Annotated in this window: 11 protein-coding genes; 9 read left to right on the top strand and 2 right to left on the bottom strand. The window is 68.3% G+C overall.

What is annotated here, in order from left to right; genetic code table 11:
* The first annotated feature begins 5 nt into the window (after window positions 1–5).
* The gene (locus O7605_RS08830) at window positions 6–1031 is read left to right on the top strand and encodes an NAD-dependent epimerase/dehydratase family protein (protein ID WP_269737344.1); all 1026 of its coding nucleotides are present in this window, start codon (window positions 6–8) and stop codon (window positions 1029–1031) included.
* Window positions 1032–1062: 31 nt separating this feature from the next.
* Here the strand turns inward: O7605_RS08830 and O7605_RS08825 are convergent, their stop codons facing one another.
* Entirely contained in the window at window positions 1063–2181 is a 1119-nt protein-coding gene (locus tag O7605_RS08825) for an IS630 family transposase (protein WP_269737345.1), read from the bottom strand.
* Window positions 2182–2408: 227 nt separating this feature from the next.
* On the opposite strand from O7605_RS08825, the gene O7605_RS08820 reads away from it, so the two are divergent.
* Both O7605_RS08820 and O7605_RS08815 read left to right on the top strand, forming a co-directional pair.
* On the top strand, window positions 2409–3119 hold the full coding sequence (locus tag O7605_RS08820) for a hypothetical protein (RefSeq protein ID WP_269737346.1): 711 nt from the start codon (window positions 2409–2411) through the stop codon (window positions 3117–3119).
* A 5-nt stretch (window positions 3120–3124) separates the two neighbouring features.
* Window positions 3125–3433, top strand: coding sequence for a hypothetical protein (locus tag O7605_RS08815; protein WP_269738768.1), 309 nt, complete (start codon window positions 3125–3127; stop codon window positions 3431–3433).
* Here the strand turns inward: O7605_RS08815 and O7605_RS08810 are convergent.
* Entirely contained in the window at window positions 3411–4730 is a 1320-nt protein-coding gene (locus O7605_RS08810) for an IS701 family transposase (protein ID WP_443083905.1), read from the bottom strand. The genes O7605_RS08815 and O7605_RS08810 overlap by 23 nt on opposite strands.
* Before the next feature lie 165 nt (window positions 4731–4895).
* On the opposite strand from O7605_RS08810, the gene O7605_RS08805 reads away from it, so the two are divergent.
* The 6 genes from O7605_RS08805 (at window position 4896) to argF (ending at window position 13516) form a co-directional block, all read left to right on the top strand.
* Entirely contained in the window at window positions 4896–7988 is a 3093-nt protein-coding gene (locus O7605_RS08805) for a P-loop NTPase (protein WP_269738767.1), read from the top strand.
* Between the two features lie 152 nt (window positions 7989–8140).
* Window positions 8141–9142: an N-acetyl-gamma-glutamyl-phosphate reductase gene (gene argC / locus O7605_RS08800; protein WP_269737348.1), complete on the top strand. Its 1002-nt coding sequence runs from the start codon at window positions 8141–8143 to the stop codon at window positions 9140–9142.
* Window positions 9139–10305 (top strand): bifunctional glutamate N-acetyltransferase/amino-acid acetyltransferase ArgJ, encoded by a 1167-nt coding sequence (argJ, locus tag O7605_RS08795; protein ID WP_269737349.1) that lies wholly within the window; start codon window positions 9139–9141, stop codon window positions 10303–10305. The genes argC and argJ overlap by 4 nt, the downstream gene beginning before the upstream one ends.
* A gap of 114 nt (window positions 10306–10419) precedes the next feature.
* A complete protein-coding gene (gene argB, locus O7605_RS08790; protein ID WP_269737350.1) occupies window positions 10420–11307 on the top strand; it encodes an acetylglutamate kinase in 888 nt (295 codons plus the stop codon).
* Entirely contained in the window at window positions 11304–12593 is a 1290-nt protein-coding gene (locus tag O7605_RS08785; RefSeq protein WP_269737351.1) for an acetylornithine transaminase, read from the top strand. Before argB ends, O7605_RS08785 begins: the two co-directional genes overlap by 4 nt.
* Window positions 12590–13516 (top strand): ornithine carbamoyltransferase, encoded by a 927-nt coding sequence (gene argF, locus O7605_RS08780; protein ID WP_269737352.1) that lies wholly within the window; start codon window positions 12590–12592, stop codon window positions 13514–13516. Before O7605_RS08785 ends, argF begins: the two co-directional genes overlap by 4 nt.
* The last annotated feature ends 18 nt before the right edge of the window (window positions 13517–13534 follow it).

Genomic DNA, 13534 nt, shown 5'->3' with positions numbered 1-13534 from the left:
CGTTCGTGGCGAAGATCCTGGTAACCGGTTCGGCCGGCTTCATCGGCGGCTATCTCGTCGCGGAGCTGCTGGACCGCGGCCACGAGGTGGTGGGTGTCGACAACTTCTCGAAGTACGGTCCGGTCGCCCAGAGCCACGAGGGGAACCCCCGGTTCCGGTTCGTGGAGGGGGACGCCCGCGACACCGAGCTGCTGACCGGGCTGCTCGACGGCTGCGACCACCTGGTCGCCGGGGCGGCGATGATCGGCGGGATCTCCTACTTCCACGCGTACGCCTACGACCTGCTCGCCACCAACGAGCGGATCATGGCGGCGACCTGTGACGCGGCGATCCGAGCCCACCGCGACGGCCGGCTGTCCAAGGTCACCTACCTCTCCTCCTCGATGGTGTTCGAGTCCACCGAGCACTGGCCCAGCCGGGAAGGCGACGAGCGACGTGTCCCGCCGCCGCTGTCCTCGTACGGCTTCCAGAAGCTGGCCGTGGAGTACTACGCCCGCGCGGCCTGGGACCAGTACCGGTTGCCCTACACGATCGTGCGGCCGTTCAACTGCGTCGGCGTGGGGGAGGGGCGGGCGCTGGGCCAGGCCGAGGTGCTCTCCGGCAACGTCAAGCTGGCCATGTCGCACGTGGTGCCCGATCTGGTGCAGAAGATCGTCAAGGGGCAGGATCCGCTGCACATCCTCGGCGAGGGCGACCAGGTGCGGCACTACACCTACGGCGGGGACCTGGCCCGGGGCATCGCGCTGGCCATCGAGCATCCGGCGGCGGCCAACGAGGACTTCAACCTCTCCACCGCTGAGTCGACCACCGTGCTGGAGTTGGCCGAGCTGATCTGGCGCAAGATCAAGGGACCGGACGTGCCGTTCCGGTACGTCAGCGACGACCCCTTCCAGCATGACGTACAGAAGCGGGTGCCGGACACCACGAAGGCCCATGAGGTGCTCGGCTTCACCGCCACCACATCCCTGGATGAGATGCTCGACGAGGTCATCCCCTGGGTGACCGACGCGGTCGCCGAGGGCCGCCTCTAGTGCCTTGACCACGAAGGTTCGCGGTGTTGGGTCAGGCTGCGAGGGCGGCGGGTTGGCCCCAGCGTTGTTGGCGTTCGCTGCGGATGCGGGCTCGTTCGCGGCGTTGGGCGGCCAGGACGTCGGGGTGGCGGGCGTTGGCGTTGCGCCAGCGCAGGTAGGTCTGCAGCTTTCGAGTCAGCGCCGGGTGGTTCGGGTGGTTGGAGCCGGCGATGACGAAGGTGCGTAGCGGCCCGAACTGGGCTTCGATCGGGTTGGCCCAGGAGGCGTAGGTCGGGGTGAAGCAGAGCTCGACCTTGTTGCGGGCCGCCCATGCCCGGATCTTGCGGCCTTTGTGCGCGGACAGGTTGTCCAGGATGACGTAGATCGGTGCCCCGTCCGGGCGGGCGGCGCGGATCGACGTGAGTGCGGCCAGGGTGTTCGCGGCGCTCTTGCGGCGCCGGACGACACCCCAGAGCTGGTCGTCGCCGACGGAGTAGCAGCCGTGGAACTGCCGGACGCCGTGCAGCTTGTGGTAGTTCGCGGGCAGCCGGTGCGGATGGCCTGCGGGTGCCCACCCGGCGCCGGGCTGGGGGCGGATCACGAGGGGTCCGAACTCGTCGAAGGCGAACACCCGTTGTGGGAAGTGGGTGCTGACGTACTCGATCCGGGCGAGTTCGGCATCGCGCTGCGGGTCGGTGGACTCCTTCCACGTCTTGGTCCGCTGGAAGGTGATCCGGTGCCGGTGCAGGATCTGCCGCAACCGTTCCCGCCCGATCCGGACCCGGCGGGTGGCATGCAGGCGCAGGTGGTCGGCGAGCTTGCGGATGCTCCACCGGGTGAACGGCCGCCCCAGCTTCTCGGGGCGGGTGTTGGCCGTCTCGACGATGAACTGCTCTTCGTCGCTACTGATGTGGCGGGGACGGCCACCCGCCCACTGAGGGTCCAGGCTGGCCATCCCCATCTCGTTGAACCGGTGAATGACCTGCCGGATCGTGTCCTCATCGGCTTGGACCAAGCGGGCGATCGCCGGCACCGTGTTCCCACCGGCCGAGGCGAGCACGACCATCGCCCGCCGTAGTCGGATCGGAGAACCGGTTCCCCGGCGGGTGATTCTGAGCAGCTGCTGACCTTCCTGGTCACTCAGCCGCCGCACGCGTACAAGATCTGCCACCGCCACAGCCTGACCCGCACAACGCCGCCCGCCCGACAGGCCGCGCGGCGTGTCAACCAACACCGTGAACGTTCGTGGTCACGGCACTAGGTCTCAGAAGGGCCTCCCGCTATGCCTGAGACATAGCGGGAGCCTGCCAAACAGCAGCCGAGAGCTCCCTGTCTTATGATTGTGTCGGTCTTTTTACACTTCCAACCCGTCAGTAGAGCAACCGCCTACAGTCCTTCGTGAACAAGAACGAGGGACTTCTTCATATGCCGGAACCGTCCTCTGATCCGTTGCTGGGCTCGGTCCAAGAGGCCGTCGTTCATGCTTATTATCCGGACCGAGTTCGTACCGCAAGTGGGGCTCGGACCAGGGCACAGGCGGGACAGTCGGTGGTCACCGTGTTCGCCGGGGCACTGGTGGCGACCTTCACCCTGACATCATTGGCGAACGCCCCGCAGTTAACTCGTGCCGGCGGATGCGTTGCCGTGGGTCTGTGGCTACTTGCCGCCGTCCTATACGTGCGTGCGATCGCCACTTCCGTGCCGGTAGGACCTGAAGCCGCGCCAGCGGCACGTGACGCTCGTTCGCTCATCGAGGAGGTCCTCAAGCGTGCTGACCGCGAGGCGCTGCAGATAGATCGGCGGCAGAGCATGGCGAATATCGTATCCGTGCTCGCGCTGGTGGCCACGGTATTCACCTTCACCACCGCACTTCTCATGGAACAACCGGACAAGTCGCGGCGTGGAGTCCTCATTCTCGGTGCGGAGGGCCAAGGGTTGCTTGCCACGCTATGTAACGCCCCATTAGAGCGCCTCGAAGGCGACATCGACGTGACGACATTGGGTGGCCAGTACGTCGCGATCACAGTTCCTCGCTGTGGCACCGATGGGCAGGTGACCTTACGGATCCCGCGCAGCGCGGTGGCAGGGACACTGACTAGGGAGGGCTAGCCAGCATGGCATTGGGGCACGATCCGGCGATCCTGCTGTTGTGCGGCGAACCCGCCCTGTCAGCGGTTGCCACGGACATCATTGAGGCGGCCGTCAACGCGATTGGGCGTTTGCACGAGGAGGGTGGCTCGCTTGATTCCATCGTTCTTGTCGGTGACCTGACCACGAATGCTTCTGCGCCTGAGTTTGAGACCCTCACCGCGCTGGTCGACCGCGTTCTGCGCGAATGCCTCGAGGCGCCTGGACTCCAGGAACTGCCTGTCGTCCTAGTACGGCAGCCGCCGTTCGGGATCATGGCTGGAGTTCGAGGTTGAGGCGTCGGGTGTAGTGGGCTTGGCGGGCTCGGGCTTGATGGCGGCGGCGCCAGTCTGACCAGCGCAGACGGTGGGCGAGGTCGCGGATCGGGCGGAGTACGAGGGTGTTGATCAGCCGGCGGGTCTCGTTGACGGTCAGCTTGATCAGACCGGTGTCGGTGGAATCATCGTCGGCTTCGGCGGCGCAGATCGCCAAGACGGCGAGGGCGGCCAGGGCGAGGGTGGTGAAGCGGTGCCAGGAGTCCCAGCGGCGGACTTGGTGTTGGTCGAGGCCGACCTGGCCCTTGGCGGCTTGGAAGCTTTCCTCGACCGTCCAGCGGATGCCGGCGACCCTCACGAGCTGGGCGAGGGTGGCCGGTCTGGGTGTCCAGCAGCGGTAGAAGGCCAGTTCACCGGTGGTGGTGTTGCGGCGGATCAGGAGGCTGTGGTGGCCGCCGTCGTCGGGGTCGGCGTCGGTGCAGACGTCGTCGAGCCAGGCCCAGTCGTAGAAACGCGGGCCCTTGGATCCGGCGCCAGCGCTGCGGCGCTGCCACGCCGAGGCCGGCAGGCCGGCGGCGACCCGGTCAGCCCGCACCCGAGTCTTCCCGCCGTCGAGAGGGACCAGGTGGCTGCGGGACACGGCCAGGACGTAGCCCAGGTGGTGTTCACGCAGGCGAGCACGGAAGACACTGCTGTTGCCGTAGGCCTCGTCCGCAGCCGCCCACCCAGCGGGGACGCCGGCGTCGAGGGCAGCGGTGATCATGTCGGCGGCCAGCTCGGACTTCGTGGCGAAGACGACCTCGTCGGGAACTCCGGCGGCCTGGCATCTGTCCCGGTCATCGGTCCACGACACCGGCAGGTAGACCCGGCGGTCGATCAGTGTGTGCCCATGCCGGCTGGCGTAGCCACAGAACACCCCTACCTGCGCGTTCTCGATCCGGCCGGCGGTGCCGGTGTACTGGCGTTGCACCCCAACCGTATGCGTGCCCTTCTTCAGATCCCCGGTCTCGTCAACGACCAGCACCGCGTCCGAGTCACCGAACCGGGCCACGACCACGTCACGCAGATCGTCGCGGACGGCGTCGGCATCCCACACCGCCCGATACAACAACCTCTGCATCGCATCCGGCCGCGCATGCCCGGCCTGCTCCGCCAACTGCCAGCACGTCTTGACCTCGATATCCGCCAGCAGCCCGGTCACGAACGCCGCCGCAGCCCGCCGCGGCTCGACCCGCCCGAACCGACCCGCGAACGCATCACACACCCCGGCCAGAACCCGCCGCCACCGGGCAGGGTTTACGCTGTGGCACGCGGCCACCGCCAGATCTGAAGTTATGTCCACAGCAGACAGACGATCACGCGGTGGCCGCACCTCGTCTACCCGGCCCCACCAGCGACATCTCAAACGGCGGCTGCCGTACTAGCGGCGCCCGGGCCTCATGATCGGCAGCCGCGGGCCTCCTCGCTGGTGACCGTGCGGTCGTTGACCGACTGGTGGCCACAGGTACAGGAGAGCTTTTGGGCAGGCGAGACCCCCGATGTGGAAGAGGTCATCCGGGACAGTTTCGCCCACTTCATCAGATGGTACGAGCATTACCAGCCAGAGTCGGGACGGTGGGATGGCACGCTTCCCGGCGACGTAGGGGTGGTACTTGATGCGGGCGGGGTACGACTTGGACTGGCAGTGGCTAACACCGCATTCCGGATGCTTGCCGTCGATGCCGGTGAGGATCTCGCCACGCTTCATCCGATGCAGATGCCGGCATTCCTGAGAGACACGAACGGGCAGCCGCCAGTAGACGCCTTCGCGCTCGTAACAGCGTTGGCCCCGGCAAATTTCGCGCCGGTTGCGCCGGTTCCCGCTTTTCCGATCGTCGGACGCCCAAGACCGACGTCCGCTGCCGGTTGGAACATGGCTCAACCAGGGGTCAGCCTTCTCATCGCAGGTCGAGACGGGGCCGGGAACGTCCGGTTGACCGACCAGATGCGAGTCCATCGCCTCGACGTGATGGCACCGGTCTCGAATGAGTCGGCAAGCCCGGCACAACCTAAGGTGCAGCCTTCCTCCTCGGTTAACGACGGCGGCGAGCCGTTGCGAACGACTAACGAGGAGCTACTCGGCCTGCTCGGAGCCCTTGATCAATCCATCGCTACCGGCAACGCGGTCCTTGTGGTTACTTCCGGGATCGAGGCCGAGTCGTGCGGCGAGTGGGAGACTGAACTGAGCACTCCTGACGCTCTTTTCGAGGCGTTAGCAGAGTACCTACCAGCGCAGACCGACGGGCGGGTTGCTCTCGCTGAGGTCATGAACCGGCTGCGACAGGTGGATCCAGCCCTTGTCCGCCGCACCGTTGCCGGCATGCTGGTCGACACCGGCTCGGCGATCAACAAGACGGCCATGCGTCTGCTGCTGGCACCGTGGTACCGCATCTACGACTGCACCGGAACGAACATCTTCGCGGCAATAGCGGAACGCGTGCAGGTAGGCGCGGACGTGGTGGTGGTCGACGCTCACGGAGAGGCACCCGGCAGCCTCCGTCCGGAGCTTGAGGTGGTGGCCATGAACGGCATCGCCCCGGGCACCCCTGTCGCTCCGGTGGTCTTCGACATCGACGATCGGGGTCGGGGATCGCGCGCGCGGTGGTTTCGCCAGATGAAGGCGGATCTGATCACGCACCCGGTGGTGTTCGTGTCTAAAGAAATCAACAGCCGGCACATGTCGCTGTACCTGGACGCGCTTGTTGGGGAGGATGGTCCTGCGACGGGACAACCGCCGAGGTTTGTGATCGCGCCGGGGAATGATCCGATAGTCGCCTGGAAGCTTGCTGGCGCTGGTTTTGCACAACTACCGGTCGGGATCACCGAGTTGGCGCGGCACCAACTCGGTACGAGCCGTGAGCCGATCCGTCGCGGCATTCAGCTACGCGCCCGTATGCGAGCTGTGCAGGACCGCAATGCGGGGGTGCAGATGGTCTCCGCCCTGTTGGAGGCGGCACCTGAAGGCGATCCATTCTATCTTAGGGGCACGGACCCGACCTGGGGGGATGTCAAAGAGGCCATTCCCGCGTCGCTGTCGACACTGAGCACGATGCTGAAGGCGGCCGAGGCATCCGTCCCCCAGCGGCCTGTGCTGGTGCTCAACGACCGGTCGGGCACCGGCAAATCGACGACGTTGATGCAGTTCGCGATGGCCCTGCACACGAAGGGTCTAGCGGTGGGGTGGGTAGACCGGGCTACGACTAAGTCTAGCCAGGACGTGTTCGAAGAGTGCATTGCCCTCGGCCTGGATGCCGTGCTCATCGACGACGTCGACATCTTCGGTGCCGAAGCCGCCCGACTTATGACCCGGCTCGGCCGTCGAGGAAATGTGCTCGTCGCCGCGACGATCCGGAGCACCCGCGGGCATCTCCTAGACGAGGTACCCGGTTTGACTCAGGTGCCGCCACTGCGGCTGACCGACGAGGATCTGGACGCGTTGGTGCGCCGCCTCGATACGTATCGCCAGCTCGGCAAGCTCAAGAAGCTGAAGCTGCACGCAGCCAGGATCGAGCGACTGCGCCAAGTCTGTGACCGAGATTTGATGGCAGCGATGGTGGAGGTGATAACCGGTTACCGCTTCGAGCAGCGAGTAAACAGCGAGTTCGACCAACTCGACCAGCGGGAGCGCAACATATATGCCACCGTTTGTATGTTCGAGGCGCTGCAGTATGAGGATCGCTCCCTGACGCTTCCGCAGAATGCGCTGCTTCAGATCGCTTCGGACGGTCCGCCCGACACTGCCGTTAACCGCGCAATCGAGGGCCTAATCAGTTCGCGGCGAATGCTGGTCAGGCGAGAGTCTGGTCACATTAGGACGCGACACCGCGTAGTGGCGGAGGCGATGGAGAAGTCCCTCCGCGGGGACAAGGCGTATTTTCGTCAGCTTTTCGAACAGTTGCTTCTTTTCTACGTGCAACGTGGTTCCGGCATAACGGATCGTAATGATCCCACGCGCCGTGCTATGGTAGCGTTGATCAACCATCGAGTTATGATCAAGTCTGGGTTGTCTGTCAAGACCGTTCGTGAGGTGTACAGCGAACTGCACGATTACCTCAAGGACGACTTCCACTATTGGTTGCAGTGTGGTTCTTACGAATTGGAGAAGCGGAACCTTGACTTGGCGGCAACCTACTTGGAAACCGCGAGGGGTTGCGAGGGTGGCTTAGACCACTTCAAGGTCGTTACGACCTGGGGGATGGTGTGCCTGCGTCGGGCCAATGAGAGCCCTGCGGACAGTGTGCTGCACGCGGAGGCTGCGGAGGCGTTCAAGGAACTTGAACGGGTGGCCTCGCAGGAGGGCGATCGCTCGCCACACACCTTCGCCACCATTGTGCAGGACGGGACGCTGTGGTTGCAGCGTGGAAGCTTCTTCACGGTTGACGAGCGACAGGACATCGCGCGCCGTATTCTCCGCTGGATCGAGATCGGGCGTCGGCTGCTTAATCTGAACGTTCACTTCCGCTCCGTGGCGGATCAATACTCGCCCGCGCTGAAGAAGATGGTGGAGGCTGAGGAGGACCAGGCCATTCCCTTGTGAGTGGCGACGGCCCGTCGCCAGCGGCATTGGGTCGGCCCTGGCGGACGTGGAGGTCGTGGGCAACTTCTCATGGTAATGCATCACCACGCATGAACTTGCGATGACCGTTGCGTTGCTGCTAGCCTCGTATGCATATTCATGCGGAGGTGGGTATGGGGATTCGGGCTGCGGTCGCCGGGGCGAGCGGGTACGCCGGTGGTGAGCTGCTCCGTCTGCTCGCCGGGCACCCCGAGTTCGACCTGGTCGCCGCGACCGCGCACAGCCAGGCCGGGCAACCGGTCGAGGCCGTTCACCCGCAGCTGACCGGGCTGGACATCACCCTCGGCGGGACCACGCCGGAGGTGCTGGCCGAGGCCGATCTGGTCTTCCTCGCGCTGCCGCACGGTGAGTCCGCCGCCCTGGCGGCGCGACTGCCCGCCGGGGTCCGGATCGTCGATCTCGGCGCCGACCACCGGCTCGCCGACGGCGACGCCTGGGCCCGTTACTACGGCGGCCCGCACGCGGGCGCGTGGACCTACGGCCTGCCCGAGCTGCCCGGCCAGCGGGCGCGGATCGCCACCGCCGAACGGGTGGCCAGCACCGGCTGCTACGCGGCGACGATCACCCTGGCGCTGGCGCCGCTGATCGCCGCCGGTGCCGCCCGACCCGACGACGTGGTGGTCGTCGCCGCGTCCGGCACCTCGGGTGCGGGCCGGGTGGCCAAGGCTCACCTGCTGGCCAGTGAGGTGATGGGCGACCTGTCGCCCTACAAGGTGGGCGCACACCAGCACGTACCCGAGATCAAGCAGGCCACCGGGGCGACCGGGCTGTCGTTCACGCCGGTGCTGGCGCCCATGCCGCGCGGCATCCTGGCCACGGTCACCGCGCTGCCGACCGGCGAGGCCGACCCGCGCGCGGTGCTGGCGCGGGCGTACGCGGACGAACCGTTCGTGCACCTGCTGCCCGAGGGGCGGTGGCCGCACACCGCCGCCACGCTGGGCGGCAACTCCTGCCACCTGCAGGCCGGCGTCGATGTCGACTCCGGCCGGCTGATCGTGGTCGCCGCGCTGGACAACCTGGGCAAGGGTGCCGCGGGCCAGGCGGTGCAGAACGCCAACCTGATGTTCGGTCTGCCCGAAACCACGGGCCTGTCCGTGTGGGGGACCGCGCCATGACCGTGACCACTCCCGAGGGATTCCGGGCGGCCGGGGTCGCCGCCGGCCTCAAGACCAGCGGTGGGCCGGACGTGGCGCTGGTGGTCAACGAGGGCCCCGACACCGCCGTCGCCGGGGTCTTCACCACCAACCGGGTCAAGGCCGCGCCGGTGCTCTGGTCCCAGCAGGTGGTCCAGGGTGGCCGCGTACGGGCGGTGGTGCTCAACTCCGGCGGTGCGAACGCCTGCACCGGCCCGGCCGGCTTCCAGGACACCCACGCCACCGCCGAGCACACCGCCGCCGCGTTGACCTCAGCCAACGCGTACCAGGTCGGTGCCGGTGAGGTGGCCGTCTGCTCCACCGGCCTGATCGGCGAGCGGCTACCCATGGACCGGCTCCTGCCCGGGGTCGCCGCTGCTGTCGAGAGCCTGGGTGACCACGGCGGCGTCGCCGCCGAGGCGATCATGACGACGGACACCCGGCCGAAGACCACCGTTGTCTCCGGTGCCGGCTGGACCGTCGGCGGCATGGCCAAGGGCGCGGGCATGCTCGCCCCGGGGATGGCCACGATGCTCTGTGTCCTCACCACCGACGCGGTGGCCGGGCCGGCGACGCTCGACGCGGTGCTGCGGGCGGCCACCCGGGTCACCTTCGACCGGGTGGACTCCGACGGCTGCATGTCGACAAACGACACGGTGCTGCTGCTGGCCAGCGGTGCCTCGGGTGTCACGCCGAGCGAGGCGGAACTGACCTCGGCGGTCACCGCCGCCTGCCACGACCTGGCCCGGCAGCTGCTCGCCGACGCCGAGGGGGCCACCAAGGAGATCGCCATCGAGGTGGTCGGCGCCGCCGACGAGGACGACGCGGTCGAGGTGGGCCGGTCGGTGGCCCGCAACAACCTGGTCAAGACCGCGCTGTTCGGCAACGACCCGAACTGGGGCCGGATCCTCGCCGCTGTCGGCACGACCGCCGCCGCCTTCGAGCCGGACGCGGTCGACGTGGCGGTCAACGGTGTCTGGGTCTGTCGGGCCGGCGCCGCCGCCGAGGACCGCTCGAAGGTCGACCTCTCCGGCCGGGACGTCACCATCCGGATCGACCTGCACGCCGGCACCGCCGAGGCGACGGTGTGGACGAACGACCTGTCGCACGCCTACGTGCACGAGAACTCGGCCTACTCAACGTGAGCGCGAGGAACGCAGCGCAGCGGAGTCCCGCAGTCGCGAGCGGAAGGTTAGCCCGGTGAGCGCGAGGAACGCAGCGCAGCGGAGTCCCGCAGTCGCGAACGGAAGGCGGATCCGGTGAATCTTAACTCCGATCTGGCCCTGGCCCAGGCCAAGGCGGCCACGCTGATCGAGGCGCTGCCCTGGCTGGCCCGTCTGTCCGGTGCCACCGTCGTGATCAAGTACGGCGGCAGCGCGATGGTCGACCCGGAGTTGCGGCGGGCCTTCGCCGCCGACATGGTCTTCCTGCGCTACGTCGGCCTCAAACCGGTGGTGGTGCACGGCGGCGGACCGCAGATCTCGGCCATGCTCGGCCGGTTGGGCATCGCCAGCGAGTTCCGGGGTGGCCTGCGGGTGACCACCCCGGAGGCGATGGACGTGGTCCGGATGGTCCTGTTCGGGCAGGTGGGCCGCGAACTGGTCGGGTTGATCAACGCGCACGGTCCGTTCGCGGTCGGCCTGTCCGGTGAGGACGCCGGGCTGTTCCGGGCGGTGCGGCGGTCCGCGTACGTCGACGGGCAGCCGGTCGATGTGGGTCAGGTCGGCGACGTCGAGTCGGTGGACGTCTCGGCGGTGGACGACCTGATCGCGGCCGGCCGAATTCCGGTGATCTCCACGGTGGCGCCGGACGCGGACGGGGTGTTGCACAATCTGAACGCCGACACCGCCGCCGCCGCGCTCGCGGTCGCGTTGCGGGCGCGCAAGCTGGTCGTGCTCACCGACGTGCCCGGCCTGTACGCCGACTGGCCGGACAGGTCCAGCCTGCTCAGCGAGATCAACACGGACGAGTTGGCGAAGCTGCTGCCGTCGCTGGAGTCGGGCATGGTGCCGAAGATGGAGGCGTGCCTGCGGGCCGTCGACGGAGGAGTGCCGGCCGCACACGTCGTGGACGGTCGGGTCGCCCATTCCACCCTGCTGGAAGTGTTCACCCCGGAAGGCTTCGGAACGATGGTGATTCCCTCATGAGCGCCCTGGTCAGCCGGTGGCGGCAGGCGATGATGGACAACTACGGCACGCCGCCGTTGGCGCTGGTGTCGGGTTCCGGCGCCGTCGTGGTCGACGAGGCCGGCCGGGAGTACGTCGACCTGCTCGGCGGCATCGCCGTCAACTCTCTCGGGCACGCGCACCCGACGGTGGTGGCGGCCGTGTCGAAGCAGGTCGCCACGCTCGGCCACGTCTCCAACCTGTACGTCTGCGAACCGCCGGTGGCGCTCGCCGAACTGCTGCTGGCCCTCGCCGGCCGGCCGGGCCGGGTGTTCTTCGCCAACTCCGGAGCCGAGGCCAACGAGGCGGCGTTCAAGCTCTCCCGGTGCACCGGCCGCACCGGGGTGGTGGCCACCGTCGGCGGCTTCCACGGGCGGACGATGGGCGCTCTCGCCCTGACCGGTCAGCCGGCCAAGGCCGACCCGTTCCGGCCGCTGCCGGGCGAGGTGACCCATGTCCCCTACGGTGACGTGGCCGCGCTGGCCGCGGCGGTGACCGACGCCACGGCCATGGTGATCCTGGAGCCGATCCAGGGCGAGAACGGTGTGGTCGTCCCGCCCGCCGGCTACCTCGCCGCGGCCCGCCGGATCACCGCCCGGCACGGTGCCCTCCTGGTGCTGGACGAGGTGCAGACCGGCGTCGGCCGGACCGGGCACTGGTTCGCCCATCAGGCCGACGGCGTCGAACCGGATGTGGTGACCCTGGCCAAGGGGCTTGGTGGCGGGTTGCCCATCGGCGCGACGCTCGCCTTCGGCCCGGCCGCCGACCTGCTCGGCCCCGGTTCGCACGGCAGCACCTTCGGCGGCAACCCGGTCAGTTGCGCCGCCGCGCTGGCCGTCATCTCCACGATCGCCAGTGAGGGGTTGCTCGACCACGTCAAGCGGCTCGGTGAGCGGCTGCGTCGGGGGATCGAGGCGCTCGGTCATCCGCTGGTGGCCGGCGTACGCGGTGCGGGGCTGCTGCTCGGCGTCACCCTGACCGCACCGTTGTCCGCCGCGCTCGCCGGGGCGCTGCGCGAGGCCGGCTTCCTGGTCAATCCGATCCAGCCCGACGTGATCCGGCTGGCCCCGCCGTTGATCCTCACCGCCGCTCAGGTCGACGCCTTCCTGGCGGCGCTGCCGGCCGCCCTGGCGGCGTCCACGGGTGTCCCGGATCGGGTTGCCCCGGTCGCGCCGTCCGGCGGTGCGATTCCGGTCGCCCCGGTCGACGGGAGTGCGCCGACCAGTTTCTCGACCAACCCGGTGGCGCCGAGGGAGGCTTCCGCGTGATCCGGCATTTCCTGCGTGACGACGACCTGTCGCCGGCCGAGCAGTCCGCGGTGCTCGACCTGGCCGGCCGGATGAAGGCCGACCGGTTCGCGTTCGCGTCGTTGGCCGGGCCGCGCTCGGTGGCGGTGCTGTTCGACAAGCAGAGCCTGCGCACCCGGATCTCCTTCGACGCCGGCATCGCCGAACTGGGTGGTCACCCGCTGGTGGTGGACACCCAGGTCACCCACTTCGGCCGGGGTGAGTCGCTCGGCGACGCCGGCCGGGTGCTGTCCCGCTACGTGGCCGCGATCGTGCTGCGTACCCATGGCGACGACCGGATCGCGGAGGTCGCCGCCGGAGCCACCGTGCCGGTGGTCAACGCGCTCACCGACGGGTTCCACCCGTGCCAGTTGCTCGCCGACCTGCTCACCATCCGCGAGTGGTTTGGTGGCACGGTGGGGCGGACGCTCGCCTACGTGGGGGACGCGGCGAACAACATGTCCCACTCGTACCTGCTGGCCGGCGCGACCGCCGGCATGCACGTGCGGGTCGCCGGTCCGGCCGGTTTCCACCCGCACGCGGAGGTGGTGGCCCGGGCCGAGGCGATCGCCGCCGGCACCGGCGGTTCGGTCCGGGTGCTCACCGACCCGGTCGCCGCCGTCCGCGACGCCGACGTGGTGGCCACCGACACCTGGACCTCGATGGGACAGGAGGCCGACGGCATGGACCGCAGCACCCCGTTCCTGGCGTACCAGGTCAACAAGGCGCTGCTCGGGCACGCCGCGCCGGAGGCTATCGTGCTGCACTGCCTGCCGGCACACCGCGGCGAGGAGATCACCGACGAGGTGCTCGACGGCCCGCGCAGTGCCGTCTTCGACCAGGCGGAGAACCGGCTGCACGCCCAGAAGGCGCTGCTGACCTTCCTGTTGCAGGAGTCCCGGTGAGCGCGAGGAACGCAGCGC

Origin of the sequence: Verrucosispora sp. WMMA2121 (genome assembly GCF_027460185.1) — a bacterium.
In the GTDB taxonomy this organism is placed as follows: Bacteria; Actinomycetota; Actinomycetes; order Mycobacteriales; family Micromonosporaceae; genus Micromonospora; species Micromonospora palythoicola.
Note: the sequence above shows the minus strand (reverse complement) of the source record. Positions and strands in the feature narration are given on the sequence as shown.

Bases quoted from the DNA above. Each gene is read 5' to 3' on its own strand.
- argJ (WP_269737349.1), top strand. From the start codon at position 9,139: ATGACCGTGACCACTCCCGAGGGATTCCGGGCGGCCGGGGTCGCCGCC.
- argC (WP_269737348.1), top strand. From the start codon at position 8,141: ATGGGGATTCGGGCTGCGGTCGCCGGGGCGAGCGGGTACGCCGGTGGT.
- O7605_RS08815 (WP_269738768.1), top strand. From the start codon at position 3,125: ATGGCATTGGGGCACGATCCGGCGATCCTGCTGTTGTGCGGCGAACCC.
- O7605_RS08785 (WP_269737351.1), top strand. From the start codon at position 11,304: ATGAGCGCCCTGGTCAGCCGGTGGCGGCAGGCGATGATGGACAACTAC.